Origin of the sequence: Gluconacetobacter sp., assembly GCF_047721585.1 — a bacterium.
Classification (GTDB): domain Bacteria; phylum Pseudomonadota; class Alphaproteobacteria; order Acetobacterales; family Acetobacteraceae; genus Gluconacetobacter; species Gluconacetobacter dulcium.
Window position 1 is genome coordinate 38,242 of record NZ_JBDNXE010000008.1, and the last position, 21,378, is coordinate 59,619.

Genomic DNA, 21,378 nt, shown 5'->3' on the forward strand with positions numbered 1-21,378 from the left:
GATGCAAGAGACATTATTTTCTTGGGAATTGTAAGCTGGACTTTGGCGGTTTACGCGGCATAGCAGGCATTGTTCAGCAATGAGTTGAACAGTGCGCGTGGTATTTTTTGTTGCTCGCCCTTTGACGCTGACGTGTGGAAATAAGGTGCGGCCCATAATTCGCGGCGGACGGTGGCTATGGCGTCGCTGAAGGTTGGCCCTTCCTTGCGATACCATGCTGTTGCTGCTGGCCGGACACGTCCCTGTTTTTGCAGGTCGTTTGCGACAAGAGTGATGACGGAGAAAAGCCCCATCAGGACCGGTGTGGTACGAGCGATGGCCAGATCCGACCACTGGCGTTGGGTCTCGATGCCGAGATGGCGCCTTGTTTCGGCGAAGGTGACCTCCATCGACCAGCGCCGGACGAACCAGGTCAGGATGTCGACGGGGGACGCGGCAAGGTCGGTGCAGAGGAACGCCTGCGGCCGAAAGCGCCCGGCAGGATCACGTACCAGCACATAGCGGATGGGAACGGTCCGACCTGGATGATGCCACAGCGCGGTGCCGGAGATGAATTCGACGCGGTATTCCTGGCCGCCATACCATGCGCCGATCGCAGCTTCGCTCCATTGTATGGCGGGGTTTTCCAGGCGGTTCGCCAGCGACGGTTGCCGCTCGCCTGTCCGCCGGGGCCGGCCCAGCGTCCTGGCGGTGCGCGGAGACGGCGGGTCGAACAGCCTGGCATCGAGACGCAGGCGACTGACCATGCAGACGCGGTCCCTGACGGCATCGAGCAGGTCGATCGAAGCATAGGAACTGTCGGTGACAGCGATGATCCTGCGTCCGGGAAGCCAGCGGGCGACCAGAAGCAGTCCCTGCCGTGCCCGGTCCGTCAGCTTCCGGTGAGGGCGACCACGCTCGCGCGCGTAGCGTTCCGAGGGACACAGCACCGTCAGGAACGGTAATCCCCACACCCGTCCGGTCCATGACAGCGGCGCCAGAAGCATGAACGCCTGCCAGCGCAGGCCGCTGGCTTTGACGAAATGTCCGTGCGACGAGCGCACCGGATCACGATAAATGCCACGCGCGGCGATCCTCCGCCCTGTCCGCCGTTCCAGCGTATCGTCGATCCCGATGATGACCGGACCATCAGGAACCAGTACCGCGACCAGCCAGACAAACAGTGTCCTGGCCAGGACCAGAGCGCTCCAGCGATTACAGTTCAGGACGCGATGAAAGGAGGAGAAATCCGCCGCGTCGTCCAGGCCCATTGCACGAAGTGCGGAACAAACTGTCCGTCGTCCCGGCGACACGATCGCACCGGACGTCAGAATAAGAACCCGGCGCCATGTCGGTGCCGTGAAAGCCGCCCGGAACGGCGCCAGCCACCCGGCTATCCCGCTGAACCCAACATCGTCGCCGACCTCTTCCTCCATTACTCATCTCCTGCTTCCTTTGCAGGAGAGTGTCGCCCCACCACACGCGCACAGGAATCCGACGTTTCTTCACATTCGATTCAACGCTCAAAACCGCCAAAGTCCAGGTAAGAACCCGTTTGAAAATGTGTGTGGATGGTGATCCGCCGTGCCTTCCTGCCTTCCTGCCTTCCTGCCTTCCTGCCTTCCTGCCTTCCTGCGCGCAGTGCCAGAAAGACTCTGACAAAGCGCGCCTTGCGAGGCAGTGATATCCTACGGGTATCCTGAAGCCATTGAATTATCTTATGATAACTGTCAGTTTTTTTCGTCCAAACTTAATTTGACGCCAACGATGAGGCCTGTTTCGGGCAACAAAAGAGTCTGTAGTGTTTTTCTTGCGACCGCGTCGGGCGACAAAAGCGTGGAAGGGGTCTCTACACCAAAATTCTGTATTCGCATGGGGGTGTCGGTGCGCTCCGGGCAAATGCAATGAACTCTTATGCCGTCTTCCTGCCACTCTTCTGAGAGGGCCTGAGAAATGTTTACAACCGCTGCCTTCGTGGACGAGTATACGGCATAAAGTGAGCGCCCTCGCGTATAAGAACTGGATGAAAAATTGATCAGGCAACCTTGGGAATGTAAGAGGTGTTGTCGCGACATGAGGGCAACGTTGATTGTTCCCATATAATTCGTATCCACCATTTCCTGAATTTTCTGATAGGAAGAAAGTGAGAATTCTTCTCGGAACATGATTCCGGACGTGTTGATGACAGCATCTATTGTCCCTACCTTCTCGCGGATCTTTTCAAGAAAAGAAGATATGGATTTGATGTCCGAAACGTCGACCGCATTCTCGGAGCGACTGGCCGAGAATGTGTTTGCTCCATAACTCATCGCTATATCACGGATGGATTTTCCTATTCCGCTTCTTCCACCAAAAATAACGATGTTTTTTCCTTCAAGATTTTTTAAATCTTCTTTAAAATCTATATTTTCTTTATCCATATAGATTAAAGTTTCTGCCATAAAGATATCTATGGGGTTTGTTATTTTTATATTTCTTTCATCTCCGTGAACGACGGCCATATTTACGTCGGGAAACATGGATTTGACGACGCCGCAGTCACATGTGAACGTATTGAAATCAGTGCCTTCTCTTATCTTATCGTATGCCTTCTGCAGGAGGTTGAGGTGGAACCCTTGTGGGGTTTGTCCCCGTCGTAGTGTGCTCCGGTCGGGAAAAGCAGACGCCATGCTTTCATGGTCGACAACGACGATCGTGTCGGAAGATGGAATTGCCGTATCAACGGCGGGAAATTTTTGCAAAGCTTCGACGCAGGCTGACAATATTTTTTCGCTTACAAAAGGACGAACGGCGTCGTGTATGAGAATATTTGCATCTGAATATTGATATTTTGAGATCTCGTTCAAAGCAGACAGGGTCGATTCGACTCTGCTATTGCCTCCCGAAACGATGGATTTTATTTTTTTCCATTTATTATTATTTATCATATTTGAAATATGAAAGAAATAATCGCTTATTGAAACAATAATTATTTCGTCTATATTGTTTGATTTTTCAAAGATATCAATTGTGCGCTCGAGAATCGTGCGACCGGATAGTTTTGTAAACTGCTTTGGAACATCGCTGCCAAACCGAGTGCCGCTTCCGCCCGCCAGAATGATAGCAACAGTTTTTACATTGCGTTCCATTATATATTCCGACACTTTCAAAATATTCATCAACGATGACCGGAAAAGTTGGGTAGTCGAAGGTTTTGCGATACCGTGGCAAGATCATAGCAGCCTGGACGATCATTGTCCTCCCCCGTCTCCCTGGATTTTGGACTTGTGCCGACTGATCGTCTGACCGGGGCCGATCGGATGCTTTGAGAAGTTGCTTCAAAGCTTGGACGGTGAGGCCCTGACGGCGGCTTTCTGCCAGCGCCATTGCCCACAGGGCTTCTACTTCGAACGCTCGCAAACCCCCGCCAGACTGGTGACGGGCACCAGGCTTCCACTCAGCATCGGGGCTGTATGAAATAGTCTCCGATCCTAAAAAGAAGTGGGCTTCGGATCGATGAAGGGGGGTTTTGAATGCGTCTGGATTGGATTAATATTTGTCAGAATTTACGAAAAATTTGGATGGTTCATCATGTCTGGAAACGAAAATCAACTTGCTTTGGTTCTTAATTCCATGTCTCGTGCTATTTTAACTTTGTCTGAAAAGCAAGAAAATATACAAAATACTATTGTTGCATTCTCTAATATTTTGATAGATATGAATAATCAAGTCGTTCAGTCAAGGAAATTTATTCAGGCGTTATCGGCTTCGCAAAAAAAATCATCTCCACAAAAAATAAGATGCGTTTTTATTATTCAGCTTATCGAGCAATGGGACGCATTGTTTCCCTTGTATAAGGAAATGCTGCGCAATGATTATTTTGACCCAATTGTCGTAACGCTCGATCGCCACCTTGGAGGAGACGGATATTTTTGTGGTGAGCAGCGCGTCAGCGACGAGCTTATGCGGCTTAACATTCCCCATCTTCGCTTTGACATGGAAGATTCTTTCGCGGCGTTAGAGATTCTTCGCGATCTGGCTCCAGATATCGTTTTTCGCCAGTCGCAGTGGGACAATCTTTATCCTCCTGCCTTTTCGTCCGAATATCTGAGTTTCTCCCGGATTTGCGTTGTTCCGTATGGCGTTATCATCCTTGAAAAATATTCTACGAGTGGTGATGAGGAAGAAAAGCCGAATGCACTTTCGTGCGATACGCCGTATCATAGAAGAGCCTGGAGAATATTTTGCGAAACGGAATATGCGTTGGAAAAATTTCAGTCTTTTCAACATTCTGTACCAGGGAAATTGGTTCTATCGGGATACCCAAAGTTTCAGAGCCTTCTTGACGAAGCGCCTGCATGGCCGTTTCCCGATCGTCAGCAGTCGGGACATCGGCCGTTCCGGGTCATCTGGTCTCCTCATCATTCCGTCAAGGACGCATGGTTGAATTTTGGAACATTTAACGAAATATACGAAAACTTTCTTGAGTGGGCTGCTTCGTCGCCCGACATGGAATTTGTTTTCAAACCGCATCCGGAACTGCTCAAAAGCGTTGTCAATCGGCGTATTATGACACAGGAGCAGGTCGACCATTTTATGAAAAAATGGCTGTCTCTTGAAAATTGTACTTGTGCAGACGGACGGTATGGCGGCCTGTTTTCGGCTTCAGATATTATGATCACAGACGGAATTTCGTTCCTTGTTGAGTATCCGATATTCGGCAAGCCTCTGGTATTTTTTGACTCCGGCCGACATGCGCCGCTTAATGACATTGGAAGACTGGCCAAATCGTGTGCGCATGTCGTTCATGATTTTTCAAGCATGAAGACTATTGTATCAAGTTATAAAAATGGAACTCTGCAAGACCCTTACGCTGAAAACCGCAAAAAATTAATGAAGGTTCTCTTTCCGTTTGAAAAGAGGGCAGAAGAAATAATCATAGAGAACATCGTGTCGAGTTTTAAACCATAAGCTGGATCCTGGTGGTCGGTGCGGCGCGGCGGCCATTGTTCAGTAATGTGAGGAAGGAGGACTCTCTCCGGTCGCTTTCGCTCATCAATGCATATTTCGTGTCGGATCTATGGAGGTAAGGGTGGTACACTATCCCTGTGCGTATAGCCTGGGTGGCGATGGAGCGTCGTCTTCACGAATAAGCTCTGCCTGGGCATGAGTTGATGAGTGAGAGTCTGTCAGGGATATGCTCGTCGTGTGTTGTAGAGCATCGGAATGGCCTTGATGGCCGACGGCCGTGAAGCATAGGAAATACGCGCCTGATCGCCTCTATTATGTGTTTTCAGGCGAGGGTTTCAGTAGACCCTATCCGGTCGGTCAGGAACACGCATTTTCCGGATTTCGATGCTCGGTGTCCCATCTCCATCGTATAATGGAGATGGGCGTGACGTCTGGTTCTTTTTCAGGGGCCATGTCGCTATTGGCTGCCATAAAAGCCATCTGGTATTTTTTTTCTTTAGAAACATACCAAGCATTGATTCGGAATAAATCAAATTTTTATATGAATTTTTCTATGATTTCTTTAACGATGTTAGCCTCATGTTCGTTTTCATATAAAAGCTTGGCCGCCTTATACGTGCTGCTTGCATACCGGTCATAGTCATTGACGATTTTTTTCAGGGCCTCAAATATGTCAGAGACCGTCCATTCCGCGAAATCTTCAAAAAGAACGTGTTTTTTAGAGAGAAAATCTGCGCTTACGGAGTCTCTTGGGACAATAACCGGCGATCCACAGGACAAAGCCTCACGGACCAAGCCTGACCAGGATCCTTTGTAGGCGATTGGTTCATAGGGACAAAGGACGATATCCAAGGAATCAATGAATGCATTCCACTCATCTACTGTGAGAGGTCCTTCTACCAGTTCTATACGCTGATCGAGTTGCGTCAACTCGCGCAATGCCTGCTGGACATCATGCATTTCATCAGGAGATGAATGATGGAGGCGGAATCTTACATTGTCCCACCCTGTTTCCTGAAGAAAATTGCAAAGAATACCGACCATATGGTGGTAGCCTTTTTGGTAGCGCTGATGCCCTCCGAGCCCGACGGTTATAATCTTTTTCCCGGTTCGATTTTGGGGGGGAGACAATATACTGAGTGGATTCGTGAGAGTGAAAACAGGTTGTCGTAAAATGCGGCTATAAATATCACTGACCTTGGGGTCGAAAGATATCAGGTTAAAATTCAATTTCTCAGGTTTTGGTAAAATATCTCCGATATAAAGCCATAAATTGTCCACGATATTATCGCTATGTTCGGTGTAAGTCTGCTCATTGAATGTAACGCTTGTTTTGAAAAAGACTTCGGCAATGATCGTGGGGGCATCCGGCCCCATAGACTGTGCCCATTGATTGAGTGCGAGTAACTGAGCCGGCAAAACGGAGTTGACGTAGATGATGTCATCGGAGCGAATGCCTGAAATGCCCATCAGTTCTTCAAGCGTCGCTTGCCTGACTGTTTCCATGGCCGTAAGAGCTGATCGCATGGACCCCAACTTCGACGGAGCCCAGTAGGCATGGTAACGGAAATAGGGAACCGCATTCAATTCTTCGATGAGATCAGTTTCAAGAGAGCTGTTTGCCAGGATTTTGACGGGGATATTAGCCTCTTCGGCCATGCCAATTATGCGTTTGCAGAAATTATAATGATGTCCGGCCGTTTTGATCAGGCTGCAGTCGAGATAAATAAAGCGCATTGTATTTTTATCCTATATGGAAACGGACGGCTTTTCTTCCATCATTTCCTTGAAATAAGCTTCTGTACTGTTGGCGTTTCCGGTAATGGCGATTGGTGGAAAGGCAGAAAATGCCTGGATATGGGGGTAGAGTATGGACATTAGTCCATCAAGGCTGAATGCCTGGTCTGTGTGGGAGAAGGGACGCAATGGTAGGCAGGCTTCCAATAGCCGCTTGGCTCCTCGTGGAGATATTGCGTAGCAATAGATGCCTTGAGCATGTAAGAGTGGATAAGCGTTTGTTTCCACAGAGCGGTTACGCCATGTAAAAGCCGCGTCGCGCATTTTCTGATGGTTAAAACTCAAACCGCAGGGCGAGACGCCCGGTAGCGCATTGATGAGGCAGGGTGATTCAAAGTTATAGCCAAAAAGAACGATGTCCCAGTCATCATTCAATGTTTCGAGTATTTTTTGGCACTGCTCGGGGAAATTCTGGCATAGAAGCGCATTGTCTTCCATGATGAGCAGCGAAGCCTGCTGTGAAATTGCGGATGACCATAGAAGTGTGTGTGATAAAATCTGGCTTAAATTCAAAGGAGTGCAATGAAAATTTTCATGTATAAGGCCATTATTGATAAGACCTTGCCTGTCTTCTTCTTTATATATTATGGCTTCGAAGCGTTCGATGTTGGGGAGGTGCTCATTTGACTGTCTGAAGATGGTGTATTGACCTCTTGCATCCTGTCGATTTATAACAATGAATTTCATTCTGGGGTCCTTATTGAACAATAAACAATCTATGCAAAAATGTCGAAAACGACTCATTTCTTATTATATATCATTATTTTATTTGTGTCCAGAAAGTGCCTATAGGGTGTCGCCTCGTCTCTTTGCAATATCGCTTTATACAGGGGTTGTGGCTTCTATTTAAGCCCTGTCTGCAAGGTTATTTTGCGGATGATCCGACGCGGAATTTCCTATGTTTTCTTGATATTCGTCAATACATACTGATTATTCCGTTATACGACACGTTAGCTCGTCTGTTCTTAAGCCTGAACGGTGTCGATTACGTCCTCTCGGCTGACGATAGGATCGTCGCCGACGGAGTGATGGATGGCCGGTTACTGGCCGTGAGCACCGAAGCGCAGGAAACGCGCGGAGGACACGCCACTAGAGCATCATCCGACCAGATGGACCCATCTGGTCGGATAAAGATGCTCGAAAAATCAATAATCTAGAGTCATATCCGTGAACCAGTGTGAACGGATATGACTCTAGGGCGCATTTTCGGTCAGGCTCTGAAAGAGGTTGGAATCCTCACGTTGCGCCATCTTTTCAATGTCCTATGCTTGTCATCCGGGGCGCCATCCCCCCGGTATCTGTTCAAGGCACAAGGAAAAGAAGGGGTGGCCTTACTCTAACTCGGCCCGTCATGGCGTGGAAGATCCCGACCCGTCCCCTTCCTGTTGAGCCGGGGGTGGACACCCTCGGCTCAACGGCCCTTTATCGCACACGGCGACAGCACAGTCATAAGACAAGCAGATCCTGTTGAATGCGTGCATTCAAATAGGTGAAGATTCTCATGAAAACAATGAACTAGAGCATTTCAACCAAACCGGCTTTCGGTGGAAATGCTCTGGCATCGCGGTGTTCCATCAACGTACGAACCATTTTGGTATTCAACGGTGCATGAGCGAAGCCCAGTGGACGACGCTCATGCCGCGGATGATGTGTGGTTTCAAATCGAATAACGAGGTACCAGTCGTGGATAGATCAGAAATTTCTTTTTTCAATCTTGGCGGCTATTTCTGAGATGGCCTTGGACATCGCGATAATACTCATTCCTAATACGTGCATGTGGTTAAGTATCTGATTGGTGTAGTGAGAATTTATGGATTTCCCGTGAATAAATGTGGCCTGGAAATCGGTCAGGTTGTCGCCGTTATTTATGGCGTTTCTGATAACGTTATTTCGGTAGGCCAGATGATAGTCGAATTTCTTTTCATGTCGGCTGGTGTCGGAAGCGGTACCCGTCGGCTCCCTGTGATGATAGGAGCATAGAAAGTCTTGTATGATTCCGATCTCACCGCGCATTATAAGTCTTATGAAGAGATCATAATCTTCATAATGCTGCATGTTTGTATTGACGTTTCCAGAAAGATCAATCAGCTTCCGTCTGAATAGGAAGGTGATTGGAAGTATGACGCCTATATGGGAAAGGTAGATGCTGACATCCACCAAGGTTCCTGTTTTTTGACCTCCCGTATCGGTCTTTTCTTTTGTGATGATTCGATCGCCGTCGACGTATTCGTAGACGTCATAATTACTTGTTGTTACGCCGCAAAAGACATCATCTTTGTCAGCATCAAGATACGAAACGGTTTTCTCCAGGAAAAGAGGTTCCAGAGTGTCATCATCATCATGTATGAGGATATAGTCTTCTGTTGCCACGCCGATCCCAAGTGACATGGCGCCCCCACGACCATATGAAATGGGGAGGTTTATGGACGTTATTTTTTCAGAGAATTTCTTTTCATATGGTTGAAGAATGGGCTTCAGTTCTTCGGCGTTTCCACCGTCGTTGATAATATAGATGTGCCAATTGCTGAATGTTTGACTTGAGACAGATTCGAGAGCCCTTTTGAGAAAAATCGGCCTGTTTTTTGTTCTTATAATGATACCAACCTTACTTTTCCTGGCTTCCATAAGATGATTTCTCCTGCGCGCCATTTTTAATGAATGGTATATTTTGTCAGAATTTCGTCGCGTTGTCGATTGTGAGTAGACGAAATTTTTTCTCTATTTATTTGAATAGAGTGTCCGAGCGCATTTAAAAATAGAGGAACATTTTTGGATAATGAAAGCAGAGTATGCCAAGACCGCCTTGGTCGGGACATCATTGGCGGGACTCTTTCCCGTGATGCTGCGCATTTGCATGCGGGATCTGTGGAGGAATGTAGGCCGGCGAGCGAGAACGGTTCGCAAGGACCGGCGTGAGGCTTATCAGTCTCAGGATCGTCCGAAGACCCATGTGCCGGTTAATCGGGTTGTATGCTCTGTTGACGGCTCGCTCTGGCGGTGCCTTCGGCTGTGGACCGACCGAAAGCACCGCACGGCGGAGATCAGATCTCTTCTTCTTCTTCCTCGCCGTCGTCGCCATAGACAGGCTCGACGGTGATGGTGTCGTTGTTGCCGGCGCGGAGGGTTTCGGCGTCGCGTTCGGCTTCCTCTGCGGTCTCGTAGAGTTTGCCGTCGTCCGGGTCGTCGTTCCAGCCTGCTTCAGGGTCCCAGAACTGCACCTCGTCGTCGCCGATTTCCCGTATCACGAGATAGCCGACGATCACGTCGTTTTCGTCTTCCATGATGTCCCCCCTTCTTCCTGCTGGACGGCCGACGTATGGACGATGCGGCAAAAAAAGGAAGGGAAAAAATGGCCCGCAGGCGAGATGGGGGCCGGTTCCTGCATTTATGACGGTTCGGATATGCTAGGCAGGTCCGCGGAAAGGCCCTAAGAGCGAACTTATGGGCATGATGCGCGACAGCAAGGCGAGGTGGCGGGCCGCATGGCCGCTGGTTCTGCTTGCGCTGGTCGCGCGGCTGACGCTCGGCGGGTTGGCGAGTCCGCAGGCCGTGTTCGACGATCCGCTGGCGCAACTGGCCAGTCTGTCGGTGTTCTGTGACAGTGGTCATCCTGCGGCACCGGGGCCTGATGGGTCGCATCACGGAGGTAATGGGCAGGCGGACGGCTTCGTGCTGTTGGCCGAGGCGCTCGACACGCCGGCCTTGACCGTGGGCAGTGTCGCTTTCGTGGCGTGCACTGTCATTGCCATAGGGATGGGGTGGGTGTTCCCTCCTGTTCGCGGGCCGCCCTTTCGGCATCGTTTCAGCCTTTATCCTCAAGGACCACCCGCCCTGGCCTGAGAGCCTGTTCGGTCATGCACGCTGGCGGCGATCCGACGCGCATTTTCTGGTTTTGGTGCTTGTGGTCATATGGCCGCCGGCTTTGAGGCGCGGGAAGGCACGGTGGAGGTGACCTCGGTGGGGCGCTTTTGTTTGCCAGCCCGTATCTCGAATCAGGTTCTGAATACGTTCTCGTGACCATCGTGCGCTGTGCGGTGGGCTTTCGTATCGGTCTTTCAGGTCTGAATTCATGTCCATCAGAATTGTCCACGCAGGTGGACCGGGGTTGGTGGCCGGCGCGTTGGCGCTGGTCTGCGTGCATGCTGCTTTTGCTCAATCGGTCGAGCAGGGGCGCCCGGCTGTCGTGCCGCATGATCGGGGGCATCTCGCGCGTGCTGTGCCGGTTGCGCCCGTTGCTTTTGTTGCTCCGGCGGGAGAGCGGATGACCGTGCGCGGTTCGGGGCGGGGGGCAGCGACGGTTCGGCCGGCGGGGCAGACGACCTACAGTGCCGAGCGGGGCAGCTTTGCCAATCAGGTGGGGCAGAGTGTCGCGGATATGGTCGTGACCATTCCCGGCGTCAGCTTTGTTGCGGGGAACGGGCCGCGTGATGTTGTGGTGTCGGTGCGGGGGTCGGGAGATCGGCAGTCTTACGGGCTGAAGAACCTTCAGGTACTGGAAGATGGCTTTCCGGTTACCCAGCCCGATGGCACGGCGCGGTCGGATCTGATCGATCCGCATGCCTATGAGGGGGTGGATGTCTTTCAGGGACCGGCTTCCACCGTGTACGGGAATTATGCGATCAATGGGGCGATCAATTTCCGCACCCGCACCGGTGCCGATATCCATGGGCTGGAACTGGGGTCGGATTTCGGCAGTTTCGGCATGTTCAATCAATATGTCACGCTGGGTGTCGGCGGGCGGTCGTATGATCTGGCGGTCTTTGGCAGCGACGTGCGGGGGAATGGCTTCATTGCCAACAGTCGCTATGCGACCTCGACCGAGAATGTGCGCTTGCGCGTCAACCTGACGGAACGGGATCGGTTGATCCTGAAATTCGTCAATAACGTCACGGATGCGTTTCTGCCTCTGCGGCTGTCTCTGGCGCAGTATCGGCTTAACCCTTATCAGCAGGGCTGTGCCGTTGCCGCGGATGCGGCGGCGGGGTGTGCCACGGTGAATCTGCTGGTCAATGGCCATTATGGCGCGACCGTCGCCCGGACCCCGCAGCAGGCGGGGCTGGGCCGGTTCGACCGTCGGACCATCGTCGGTCTGCGTTGGGAGCATGATTTCGACAGTCGGACGACCTGGCGCAACCAGTTTACTTATGATCAGCGCCATATCGACCAGCCGACTTCTGTTGCCAGCTATGTGGGACCTTATAATTCCTACAATGCCAGCAGCGATGTGACGAACCATGCGCGGCTGGGGGCAACCAGCCTGACGACGTTCGGCGGTATCAGTTTCGATTATCTGGATTTCGGATCGCAGGTTTATAACGTCACGCCGGCAGGCGGGGCGACGCGCGGGGGGTTGAACGGGACATCGTACGGGCATCAGTGGAATCTTGGCGCCCGGTTCCAGGAGGACTGGCAGTTCGCGCCGCAATGGCATGCGGTGGTCGGGTTGGGAGGGACCTACTCCGATCTCGGGGCGATCCAGAACCTGTATAGCTACAGTGCCGCCGGGCAGCGTGTGACCGGGATTACGGCTAATCGCTTCTTCTTCAATCTCGCGCCGGAAGCGGCGCTGATCTATGCGCCGGATCGCGACTGGACGCTGCATGCGCGCGTCGGCACCGCCTATGCCACGCCGACGACATCGAACCTGTTCGTGACCCCGCAGGGAAATTATGGCAACAATACCCATCTGAGGAGCGAGACCAGCGTGGGGGTTGACCTGGGGGCGGACTGGCATCCGTTTGCCGGGCTCGATCTTCAGGCGACGGGGTTCTACGAATTCTATCGCAATGAGTTGGTCAGCCAGTCGGCCGGGGTCGATACGGTCAGTTCCTTCACGTTCAATGCTCCGGCGTCGCAGCATCGGGGTGTCGAACTGGGAGCGGAATGGACGCCGCTGCGCCATGCTCTTCCCGGCGGGCGGATCAGGCTGAGTTACACCTACGACAACCAGATCTACACCGATTACACCGAGGTGATGTCCGGCAGCGGGGTGTCGCGCGCGTTCGATCGAAGCGGCAGGCGGATTCCGGGCGTGGTTCCGAATTTTCTGAACGCCCGCTTTCTCTATGACCAGCCGGACGGTCCGCTGGAGGGGCTTGGCGGGTATGTCGAGGTGACCTGGCGGAGCGATTACTGGCTGGATAATGCCAATCGATTGCGGGCGCCTGGTTATGCCCTGGTCAATCTGGAACTGCATTACGATCCGCCGAAACGCCTTGGCTGGGTGCATCGGCTGCATGCGTATGTCGAAGTGCAGAATCTCGCCAACCAGACTTACGTGGCTGGTGCGACGAACATTGCAGATGTGTTGCGGGCCGATGGAACGCAGGCTGGGGCGGCGGTGCTGGCGACGCGGACCGGGTCGATCTATGCCGGGTCGCCGCGTGCCGTGTTTGGCGGCGTGCGGGTGCATTTTTGACGGAGGGCAGGGTGATGCGTGAGGGACGAGTCGTCTTCTGGCCCCAATATCGGACGGTCTGGCGCTGGCATATGCTGGCGGGGCTGTTCTGCCTGCCCTTCGTTGCCTTTCTGGCGCTGACAGGCACGATCTATCTGTTCAAGCCTCAGATCGATGATCTGATCGACTGGCGCTATGACCATCGTGTGGCGCCGGGGATGGTGGCTCCCGCGTCGGCGGAGGTGCGTGCGGCGCTGGGAGCGGTGCCGGGAAGCCGGTTCATGGCTTATGAACTGCCTCGTCCGGCGCATGGCGCGGCGCGGGTGATCGTCCTGCGGGGTGACGAGGCGATCCGGGTTTATGTCGATCCGTCGTCGTTGGCGGTTCTTGGGCAGGTGCCTGAAGAATCGCGGTTCGAGCGGCTGGTGTTCAAGCTGCATGGACAATTGCTGCTGGGCAATACCGGGTCGGTCATCATGGAGATGGTGGCGTCCTGGACGATCGTGTTGATCATGACCGGTCTTTATCTGTGGTGGCCTCGTGGGCGCAGGGGACTGGCGGGGATTGTCTATCCGCGGCTTGGGCTCGCCGGACGCGCGCGGTGGCGGGATCTGCATGCGGTGAGCGGATTGTGGCTGTCGCTGGTGCTGGCGCTGTTTCTGGTTTCGGGCCTGCCCTGGTCGTTCGTCTGGGGGCATGCGCTGCAATCGGTCGAGCATCGGGTCGGGCGCCTGATGACGGTGTCGGATTGGGAAATCGGCGCTGTTCCCGTTCGCGATACGATCGCGGGGCATCCGGTTGCGGCTCCTGCCGGCATGGGGGCTATGGCCGACATGCCGGGTATGGAGATGGGGGGCGGGCAGACGGTGGAACCGGACGGTCTTGCCGGGCTCGATGCCGTGGTCGCGACGGGTGTGCGGCTGGGGTTGCCGGCACCGGCTCTTGTGACGCCGCCCGCATCGGCGGGAGCGCCATGGGAGGTCCGGTCGGATACGCAGGATCGGCCGTTACGGGCCAGTGTGCAGATCGGAGCGGATGGACGTGTGCTGGCGCGCCGGGATTTTGCCGGCAAGGGGCTGGTTGATCGTGTGGTCGGTTATGGTGTGGCGGCGCATGAAGGGCAGTTGTTCGGCTGGCCTAACCAGTTGCTCAACCTGCTGGTGGCCAGCGGGCTGGTGACCATGACTATTGCCGCGACCATTTTATGGCTGCGTCGCCGGCCACCCGGCGGTTGGGGCGTGCCAGCTGCCTTGCCGGACCGGCGGGTGGGGACAGGGGCCGGTCTGGTGATGCTTCTGCTGGGGGTGTTGCTGCCGGAGTTGGGCGCGTCGCTGCTGCTGCTGGCGATAGCGGCGTGGATGACGGGACGTCGTATTCCGCCTGACGGATCGGGGCGTATTTGAAAGGGCGAATGGTCCGGCAGGATGTCAGGCGTTGGGCAGGAGAGTGCGCAAGCGATCGGCGATGCTCTGGGGGCTGGAATCGACGGGGAATATCGCCGCGAGATGGTTGTTGCCGTCCATCAGATAGAGGACGGAGCTGTGATCCATCAGATAGGCGCTGTCCGCATGGCTGGAGGTGGGTGTGTGGCGGCGGGCCAGGACGTGGAAGGAAGCGAGCACCGGCTCGATCTGGGCGGAACTGCCTGTCAGCCCGACGATACGGGGTGAGAAACGGGCAACATAGTCGTGGATGACCGAGGGGGTATCGCGCGCGGGATCGACGGTGACGAAGACCGGTACGACGGAGGCGGCGCGGGGGCCGAGCTGATCCAGCGCGGCGGTGACGGTTGCCAGCGTCAGCGGGCAGATATCGACGCAATGCGTGTAGCCGAAATAGATCAGTGTGTAGCGGCCGTGGAAAGCGGCCTGGGTTATGGGCTGGCCCTGCTGGTCGGTCAGCGCATATGGGCCGCCGATGGTGGGGTGAGGGCGGTCCAGCACCAGCGTGCGCAATCCGGCGGCGGCCAGAAGAAGGCCGAGCGCGGCCACCGTGAACAGCGCCGCGCGTGTCCAGGGGCGGCCCCGTGTGGACGGGGAGGAACGGAAGCGGGGCGGGGTCTTTTTCGGCATGCCTCTTGTCGTGCGGGGCGATGAAGCGTTGCATATTACTTGTTTTTGCAGTGGATTGCGACTCCTGCGGCGAATCCCGGCGCGAGGGTGACCCTTTGTGACAATTCAGTGCCTTAACGAAAAAACATGCTTCGCCAGGTTTCGGCATGTTTCCATTGGCAGTGCAGAGAGGCCCGTCCAGGCGCGCATCCATTCTGAAAATGGTCTTCGTGATGGCGGTTGCGCTGCCGATATTGTCTGTCTGCGCCGATTGGGGCCGCCCGCTGGACGACGGTGGCGCGTCCTGCGCGGAAGAAGATGAAGGAGGCAGGGCGGGACGACGCAGTCCAGGTGGATGGGCGGTGGCCAGGGATTATGGGCGGAAGCCCTGCTTACCGCGACGCGGGTCAGCGTGGGCTTTCTGCACCATCGAATGTCAGCTGGTGATGCCTTCCTGAATTTTCAGGTCCTTTCGAGACAGTTTTCCGATCAGGGTCTTGGGCAGGGAGTCGCGGAAGACGATCTCGCGCGGGCGCTCGATCTTGGAGACATACTGTTCCAGGTGGGTCGCCAGTTCGGCCGCCGTGACTGTGGAATCGGGGCGGAGGGTGACGAAAGCCTTGGGCGACTGGCCGCGATAGGAATCGGGCACGCCGATGACCAGGGCTTCCAGCACGGCGGGATGCCGGTGAAGGGCTTCCTCGATGACGTGCGGATAGACGTTGTAGCCGCCGCAGATGATGATGTCCTTGAGGCGGTCGACCAGGAAGAGATAGCCGTCCTCGTCGAGATAGCCGACATCGCCGGTGCGGAAATAGCCGTCCGGCGTGAAGGCGGACGCATCTCCCTCGCCCTTCCAGTAACCGGACATCACCTGCGGACCCTTGACGCAGACTTCCCCCTTTTCCATGACCGGCAGGCGGCGGCTGATGTCGTCGAGGCTGCGGATCTGCAGGTCGGTGTGCAGGACGACCTTGCCGCAGGAGCCGTCACGGACGGCGTGAAGGGGATTGAGCGTGAGGACCGGCGAGGTCTCGCTCAACCCGTAGCCTTCGATGACCGGGCACTTGGCCGTTTCCTCGAAACGCTTGCGCAGGGCGACCGGCAGGGGGGCGCCGCCGGAAATGATGGCGCGCATATGGCTGAACAGGTCAGGCGACAGGCCGGGGTCGCGGAGCAGGGCGGTCTGGATGGTCGGGACGGCGGGCATGAGCGAGATCCGGACCCGCCGCATGGTCGCGAGGGTGGATTGCGCGTCGAAGCGGGGCAGCAGGACGATTTCGCCACCGCGTTCGATGGTGAGCAGCATGACGGCCATCAGCGCGAAGACATGGAACAGGGGGAGAATGCCCAGCGTGGTCGGGGGCTCTCTCAGGGCGTCTCGCGCCATGTCCTTGATCTGTTCGATATTGGCCAGAAGATTGCCGTGAGTGAGTTTGGCCGCCTTGGGAATACCCGTGGTGCCACCGGTGAATTGCAGGACGGCGACATCGTGCATCGGGTCGATCGTGACATGCTTGACAACGGTCTTGCTGTGGGCGAGCGCGTCGTAGGTGACGATGCGTTTGTCGGCTGGGAAATGGTAGATGTCTTTTGATTTGAGGACTTTGAACAGGGCCCCTTTGACTGGCGGCAGGGCGTGCGAGAACGGGCAGACGACGATGCGCCGAACCGACGTGTTCTCCGCCGCCCGATAGGCGGGTTCGGCGATGGCTGCGAGGTCCGAGATCACCAGAACCGACACGTCTGCGGTCTTGAGGATCTGGTGGACCTCGTGCTGGACGTAGAGCGGGTTGAGATTGACGACGATGCCGCCGATGCGTTGCACCGCAAAGAAAAGGATCACGGCGTAAGGCGTGTTGGGCAGCGAGACGGCGATGCGATCGCCCTTGGAGACACCGATATCCTTCAGGCCGCCGGCAACATGCTCCACCGCCTGGAAGACTTCGCGATAGGCGAGCTTGCGCCCCATGAAGTCGATGGCGAGGGCATTGGGATGGCGGAATGTCGAAACGCGCAGAAGTTCGAACAGATCCTGAATCGAATCACCTGACGCGGTATGACGCAGTATGGTGCTTTCATTCATGGCATTCATGGGAAAACCCTTCAATCGGGCGGGATGGGAGACCTTGGTGGAGGGTCGATCCCGTGAGATCCCGCTGTCGTTCAGAAACGTGTCCTCACACCGAAGGCGACGACGTTGCCGTAATCGTTATAGGAGCCGATCAATCGGCCTGATGTTTCCGAGGCGGCATCGTTTATTTTCGGATTGGTGCCAAAAATATGGGCGTAGGACAGGGTAAGAGTCAGCCGTTTGATCGGCGTGTAGTCCACGCCGCCGGCCAGGTCGAACCGGTTGGTGTCGGGCGTGATCGTGTTGCGGTTCCTGACGGTCGTCGGGCTCTGGTCGTAGCTGAAGCCGCCGCGCAGCAGGACGGCCTTGGACACCTGGTATGTCGCGCCGATGCCGCCGAACCAGCTATTGCGCCAGTTGACCGGGATCGAGGAACTGAGGCCACCGGGGTGGTCCGAGGTGTTGTTCAGCGAATGCAGGAGGGACCAGTGGGTCCATTCGCCCTGTAGCATGATGGTCCAGCGTGGCGACAGAACACGGGTGATGCCGAAAGAGACGCTGTCGGGCAAGGTCACCTGCATGGCGCCGTGGCCGCTCTGGGCGATCAGCGAACCGTTGATCAGCGGATTGGCGGCCAGGAGCGGGGGCGGTGAGAATTTGGTACGGGTGGAAAGGTCGTAGGAGATGCGCGACTGGTAGTTGATGCCGATTTGGGTTGCGTCGTCGGGCTTGTAGAGGATGCCGGCATCGTAGCCGAAGCCGAAGGCGTTTCCGGCCATGTCGACCGTCGTCGGACCCAGGGCGTTCAGCGGACCCAGATTGACGCCGCGCGTAAAGCGGCCAGCGAGAAAGCCCATGCGGGGGCCGACACCGATGGAAAGACGCTTGTTGAAGCGGTAGGAGGCCATGATCCCGAGTTCGTAGTCCGTGACCGCACTGACAAGGCTCTGGTAGCGCCCGACCCAGTTGGAGGGGTAATTGGCGCGCTGGCCGTAGGGTGTGTAGAACCCGTAGCCGATCGCCCAGTGCGGATCGATCTTCAGGACACCGTATCCGGCGGCGGTGGCGGCGTCGGTGATGCCGCGATTGCCCTGCACGCCTGGCGTGGTGACGCCGGGACCCATATAGTTCTGGCCCGAGAAGCGGGCGACGGGGCCGGCGTAGAAGACGTTGCTCTGCAATTCGCTGTGGTCGAGAAAGGACATGCCGGCCGGGTTCATCAGCACGGTGGACGCATCCCCCGCGCGGCTGACGGAGCCGACATAGGCGTTGCCCAGCGAAACAGCATCGGTCTCGCGCAGGGCGAAACCCGAAGCTGCGGCCCGGTGGACGGGGATGAACAATGTCTGGGTGAGGAGGGCGCTGCATGCCATCAGCGTGATTTTATTTTTCATTATTGGACTGACCATCTCAGCATTTAAACCAAACATTTGGTAGGTTAAGCCGGCAAGCGCTTTCTCCATGTCTCTGATCCGGGAAAACTATGGGCTCCGTTTGGCAGGCTTGCAAGAAAATCAGGGCTGGAATCGGAAGAAGCGCGCTTCACACTCTCTCGACTGGCAAAGCCGCGAACGGGCGGCCCAAACGTCAAAAAAAGGCTGAAGTTCCAATGAGTGTTTGGACGGGAGCTTTTTTGCGAGGAAAAGGAGCCCAGGCGGCATGTGCCGGGGCTGAGCCGCCGGCTAAGCGGTCGATGCTCGGTTCCGCTGCGGGATGCGGGTGCTCGGTTTGCGGTGTGGACGCGGGGAGAGGCGCTCTTCTTGCAGAACGATCGTTAGGTGAGGGGCGGCCACGCCGCGCGTGGTCGCCCCGCCATGGCAGGGATTATCCGAGGGCTTCGGTCAGGGCGGGTACGATCTGGAACAGATCGCCGACCAGGCCGTAATCCGCCACCTGGAAGATGGGGGCGTCTTCGTCCTTGTTGATGGCGACGATCACCTTGCTGTCTTTCATGCCGGCCAGATGCTGGATGGCGCCGGAAATGCCGCAGGCGATATAGAGGTCTGGGGCGACGATCTTGCCGGTCTGGCCGACCTGATAGTCGTTGGGGACGAAGCCGGAATCGACGGCCACGCGAGAGGCGCCGATGGCGGCGCCCAGCTTGTCGGCCAGTGGTTCCAGAATCTTGAATCCTTCCGCGCTTTGCAGGCCACGGCCGCCGGAGACGATGATCCGGGCGGCTTCGAGCTGGGGGCGCTCGGTGCTGGAATGCTCCGCCGAGACGAAATGCGCTTTCGACCGGCAAGGGGGCGGCGTGAGGGTTTCGATCGGGGCGGTGCCGCCTTCGGCCGGTACGGGGTCGAAACTGGCCGTGCGGATGGTGAGGAGTTTCTTTGCATCCGATGAGCGTAGGGTGACCAGCGCGTTGCCGGCGAAGATCGGCCGCACGAAGGTTTCGGCGTCCTTGATCTCCATGACATCGGGGATGATCTGCACGTCGAGCAGGGCGGCGGCGCGGGGCAGGGCGCTTTTGCCGATGGCGGTAGCAGCGGCTACGATGTGGTCGTACTCCGGAGCAAGGGCGACGAGCAGGGCCGCGAGCGGCTCCGCAAGAGCGTGGGCGAAATCCTCGCCCGATACGGTGCGGACCTTGCGGATGCCGGGGATCTTCGCGGCAGCGGCCGCCGCGGACTCGATGGTCTCCGGGCCGCCGGCGACCAGCACATCCACATCGCCGAGTCTGGTGGCCGCCGCGATGGCCGAGCGGGAAGTCTGGGGAATGGTGCCGTCTTCGGCATCCAGCAGGACGAGTGCGGTCATGATCAGATCACCTTGGCTTCGTTGCGCAGTTTTTCGACCAGCTCCGCCACGCTGCCGACCTTGATGCCGGCCTTGCGGGTCGGGGGCTCGGCGATCGAGAGCGTGGTGAGCCGGCGGGTGAGGTCGATGCCGAGATCGGCGGCCGACAGGGTTTCGAGCGGCTTCTTCTTGGCTTTCATGATGTTGGGCAGGGAGGCGTAGCGCGGTTCGTTCAGGCGCAGATCGGCGGTGACGATGGCGGGGAGCGTGAGGGAGAGGCTCTCCGAGCCGCCATCGACTTCGCGCGACACGGTGAGGCCGTCTCCGGTTTTCTCCACGCGGCTGGCGAAGGTGGCCTGCGGCCAGTCCAGCAGGCCGGCGAGCATCTGGCCGGTGGCGTTCATGTCGTCGTCGATGGCCTGTTTGCCGAGGATGACCAGATCGGGAGTCTCGCGCTCGACGAGGATTTTCAGGATCTTGGCGACGGCGAGCGGTTCGGGGCTTTCCTCCGACTGGACCAGGATCGCACGGTCGGCGCCCATGGCCAGGGCGGTGCGTAACGTGTCGGCGGCCTGCGGGACGCCGATCGAGACGACCAGGACTTCGCTGGCGATGCCTTTTTCACGCAGGCGCAGGGCTTCCTCGACGGCGATTTCATCGAAAGGGTTCATCGACATCTTGACGCCGGCGGTCTCCACGCCGCCGCCATCGCGCCTGACGCGCACCTTCACGTTGTAATCAATGACACGTTTGATGGGGACAAGGATTTTCATGGGACCTCGGGGATGAAAATGCGGAACGCCTCGCGTTCGGTCTGGGTATGGATGGTCTCGTGCGCGACCGGGCTTTGGCACCTCGGGCGCTGGGGCTGCCTCAGCCCGGTCGCCATCGCCGGGTCGGCCGGGGCGCGGATGCGCGCGGCGGCGGACTCCATGGCATCCTGTGGCTCATGCATGCGTCTCCCGCGCTCCCGCACCGGCCGCCTGGAGCGGCCTCTGACGGAGCGGCACCGTTCAGCAAGGGCAGTATATCGCCGTGCCGTTTTATCGAACAGTCGATAGGTAGGAATATGATGGCGGCACAGGATGACGGGAGTGGCTTCCTGGAGCGGGAAATCTCGTAGAATAATGATAAGAAAAGGAATTGTTCGTGTTCTGTCCTTTCGTCACATATTTGAGATCGCATTCGGGCTTGCGCGTCGTGGCTGGGTGCAAGGGTGATCCGGCGTTTGGTGATGGGGATTTTTCCGTCGATTTTCGGCGGAAGAAAGGAATTTCTAACGATCGTTCGTATTAATTTTCAGGGGCATGAAGGGGTGTTGGTCTGTAAAAATATGAGATTAATATATTGATATAAGATGATTTTTATTCTGATCGGCGCTGCCGGGATGG

16 protein-coding genes are annotated in these 21,378 nt (G+C 56.2%); 4 read left to right on the forward strand and 12 right to left on the reverse strand.

Going from position 1 to position 21,378, the window contains the following annotated elements; all coding sequences use genetic code 11:
* Nucleotides 1–50: 50 nt before the first annotated feature.
* Together ABF821_RS03330 and ABF821_RS03335 are read right to left on the reverse strand one after the other, a co-directional pair.
* The gene (locus ABF821_RS03330) at nucleotides 51–1,415 is read right to left on the reverse strand and encodes a transposase (protein ID WP_415529016.1); all 1,365 of its coding nucleotides are present in this window, start codon (nucleotides 1,413–1,415) and stop codon (nucleotides 51–53) included.
* Nucleotides 1,416–1,709: 294 nt separating this feature from the next.
* Nucleotides 1,710–3,107 (reverse strand): D-ribitol-5-phosphate cytidylyltransferase, encoded by a 1,398-nt coding sequence (locus ABF821_RS03335; protein ID WP_415529017.1) that lies wholly within the window; start codon nucleotides 3,105–3,107, stop codon nucleotides 1,710–1,712.
* 442 nt (nucleotides 3,108–3,549) lie between these two features.
* Between ABF821_RS03335 and ABF821_RS03340 the strand changes: the two genes are divergently transcribed.
* On the forward strand, nucleotides 3,550–4,929 hold the full coding sequence (locus ABF821_RS03340) for a hypothetical protein (RefSeq protein WP_415529018.1): 1,380 nt from the start codon (nucleotides 3,550–3,552) through the stop codon (nucleotides 4,927–4,929).
* A gap of 537 nt (nucleotides 4,930–5,466) precedes the next feature.
* On the opposite strand, the gene ABF821_RS03345 is transcribed toward ABF821_RS03340, so the two are convergent.
* From ABF821_RS03345 to ABF821_RS03360, 4 genes are all read right to left on the reverse strand, one after another.
* Entirely contained in the window at nucleotides 5,467–6,666 is a 1,200-nt protein-coding gene (locus ABF821_RS03345; RefSeq protein ID WP_415529019.1) for a hypothetical protein, read from the reverse strand.
* A 12-nt stretch (nucleotides 6,667–6,678) separates the two neighbouring features.
* Entirely contained in the window at nucleotides 6,679–7,413 is a 735-nt protein-coding gene (locus tag ABF821_RS03350) for a glycosyltransferase family 25 protein (RefSeq protein WP_182974990.1), read from the reverse strand.
* Nucleotides 7,414–8,418: 1,005 nt separating this feature from the next.
* Nucleotides 8,419–9,351 carry a glycosyltransferase family 2 protein gene (locus ABF821_RS03355; RefSeq protein ID WP_182974989.1) on the reverse strand — a complete coding sequence of 311 codons (933 nt, stop codon included), beginning with the start codon at nucleotides 9,349–9,351 and terminating at the stop codon, nucleotides 8,419–8,421.
* 416 nt (nucleotides 9,352–9,767) lie between these two features.
* Complete coding sequence (locus ABF821_RS03360; protein ID WP_182974988.1) at nucleotides 9,768–10,007, reverse strand: hypothetical protein; 240 nt, start codon at nucleotides 10,005–10,007, stop codon at nucleotides 9,768–9,770.
* A gap of 166 nt (nucleotides 10,008–10,173) precedes the next feature.
* Here ABF821_RS03360 and ABF821_RS03365 point away from each other — a divergent pair, with 166 nt between their 5' ends.
* The 3 genes from ABF821_RS03365 to ABF821_RS03375 all read left to right on the forward strand — a co-directional run bounded on the left by ABF821_RS03365 (nucleotide 10,174) and on the right by ABF821_RS03375 (nucleotide 14,526).
* Nucleotides 10,174–10,566: a hypothetical protein gene (locus tag ABF821_RS03365; protein WP_415529020.1), complete on the forward strand. Its 393-nt coding sequence runs from the start codon at nucleotides 10,174–10,176 to the stop codon at nucleotides 10,564–10,566.
* Nucleotides 10,567–10,795: 229 nt separating this feature from the next.
* Nucleotides 10,796–13,144: a TonB-dependent receptor family protein gene (locus ABF821_RS03370; protein ID WP_415529021.1), complete on the forward strand. Its 2,349-nt coding sequence runs from the start codon at nucleotides 10,796–10,798 to the stop codon at nucleotides 13,142–13,144.
* A 14-nt stretch (nucleotides 13,145–13,158) separates the two neighbouring features.
* Nucleotides 13,159–14,526 (forward strand): PepSY-associated TM helix domain-containing protein, encoded by a 1,368-nt coding sequence (locus ABF821_RS03375; protein ID WP_415529022.1) that lies wholly within the window; start codon nucleotides 13,159–13,161, stop codon nucleotides 14,524–14,526.
* A 24-nt stretch (nucleotides 14,527–14,550) separates the two neighbouring features.
* Here ABF821_RS03375 and ABF821_RS03380 read toward each other — a convergent pair whose 3' ends face one another.
* The 6 genes from ABF821_RS03380 to ABF821_RS03405 all read right to left on the reverse strand — a co-directional run bounded on the left by ABF821_RS03380 (nucleotide 14,551) and on the right by ABF821_RS03405 (nucleotide 20,942).
* Nucleotides 14,551–15,195 (reverse strand): SCO family protein, encoded by a 645-nt coding sequence (locus tag ABF821_RS03380; protein ID WP_183008986.1) that lies wholly within the window; start codon nucleotides 15,193–15,195, stop codon nucleotides 14,551–14,553.
* 415 nt (nucleotides 15,196–15,610) lie between these two features.
* A complete protein-coding gene (locus ABF821_RS03385; RefSeq protein WP_415529023.1) occupies nucleotides 15,611–17,269 on the reverse strand; it encodes a long-chain-fatty-acid--CoA ligase in 1,659 nt (552 codons plus the stop codon).
* Between the two features lie 71 nt (nucleotides 17,270–17,340).
* Nucleotides 17,341–18,642: an OmpP1/FadL family transporter gene (locus tag ABF821_RS03390; protein WP_182974982.1), complete on the reverse strand. Its 1,302-nt coding sequence runs from the start codon at nucleotides 18,640–18,642 to the stop codon at nucleotides 17,341–17,343.
* A gap of 430 nt (nucleotides 18,643–19,072) precedes the next feature.
* Nucleotides 19,073–20,008 carry an electron transfer flavoprotein subunit alpha/FixB family protein gene (locus ABF821_RS03395; RefSeq protein ID WP_415529024.1) on the reverse strand — a complete coding sequence of 312 codons (936 nt, stop codon included), beginning with the start codon at nucleotides 20,006–20,008 and terminating at the stop codon, nucleotides 19,073–19,075.
* A 2-nt stretch (nucleotides 20,009–20,010) separates the two neighbouring features.
* Nucleotides 20,011–20,760, reverse strand: coding sequence for an electron transfer flavoprotein subunit beta/FixA family protein (locus ABF821_RS03400; RefSeq protein WP_415529025.1), 750 nt, complete (start codon nucleotides 20,758–20,760; stop codon nucleotides 20,011–20,013).
* Entirely contained in the window at nucleotides 20,757–20,942 is a 186-nt protein-coding gene (locus ABF821_RS03405) for a hypothetical protein (RefSeq protein WP_183008990.1), read from the reverse strand. Before ABF821_RS03405 ends, ABF821_RS03400 begins: the two co-directional genes overlap by 4 nt.
* Between the last annotated feature and the right edge of the window lie 436 nt (nucleotides 20,943–21,378).

Bases quoted from the DNA above. Each gene is read 5' to 3' on its own strand.
- ABF821_RS03330 (WP_415529016.1), bottom strand. From the start codon at position 1,415: ATGGAGGAAGAGGTCGGCGACGATGTTGGGTTCAGCGGGATAGCCGGG.
- ABF821_RS03335 (WP_415529017.1), bottom strand. From the start codon at position 3,107: ATGGAACGCAATGTAAAAACTGTTGCTATCATTCTGGCGGGCGGAAGC.
- ABF821_RS03340 (WP_415529018.1), top strand. From the start codon at position 3,550: ATGTCTGGAAACGAAAATCAACTTGCTTTGGTTCTTAATTCCATGTCT.
- ABF821_RS03345 (WP_415529019.1), bottom strand. From the start codon at position 6,666: ATGCGCTTTATTTATCTCGACTGCAGCCTGATCAAAACGGCCGGACAT.
- ABF821_RS03350 (WP_182974990.1), bottom strand. From the start codon at position 7,413: ATGAAATTCATTGTTATAAATCGACAGGATGCAAGAGGTCAATACACC.
- ABF821_RS03355 (WP_182974989.1), bottom strand. From the start codon at position 9,351: ATGGAAGCCAGGAAAAGTAAGGTTGGTATCATTATAAGAACAAAAAAC.
- ABF821_RS03360 (WP_182974988.1), bottom strand. From the start codon at position 10,007: ATGGAAGACGAAAACGACGTGATCGTCGGCTATCTCGTGATACGGGAA.
- ABF821_RS03365 (WP_415529020.1), top strand. From the start codon at position 10,174: ATGATGCGCGACAGCAAGGCGAGGTGGCGGGCCGCATGGCCGCTGGTT.
- ABF821_RS03370 (WP_415529021.1), top strand. From the start codon at position 10,796: ATGTCCATCAGAATTGTCCACGCAGGTGGACCGGGGTTGGTGGCCGGC.
- ABF821_RS03375 (WP_415529022.1), top strand. From the start codon at position 13,159: ATGCGTGAGGGACGAGTCGTCTTCTGGCCCCAATATCGGACGGTCTGG.
- ABF821_RS03380 (WP_183008986.1), bottom strand. From the start codon at position 15,195: ATGCCGAAAAAGACCCCGCCCCGCTTCCGTTCCTCCCCGTCCACACGG.
- ABF821_RS03385 (WP_415529023.1), bottom strand. From the start codon at position 17,269: ATGAATGCCATGAATGAAAGCACCATACTGCGTCATACCGCGTCAGGT.
- ABF821_RS03390 (WP_182974982.1), bottom strand. From the start codon at position 18,642: ATGAAAAATAAAATCACGCTGATGGCATGCAGCGCCCTCCTCACCCAG.
- ABF821_RS03395 (WP_415529024.1), bottom strand. From the start codon at position 20,008: ATGACCGCACTCGTCCTGCTGGATGCCGAAGACGGCACCATTCCCCAG.
- ABF821_RS03400 (WP_415529025.1), bottom strand. From the start codon at position 20,760: ATGAAAATCCTTGTCCCCATCAAACGTGTCATTGATTACAACGTGAAG.
- ABF821_RS03405 (WP_183008990.1), bottom strand. From the start codon at position 20,942: ATGCATGAGCCACAGGATGCCATGGAGTCCGCCGCCGCGCGCATCCGC.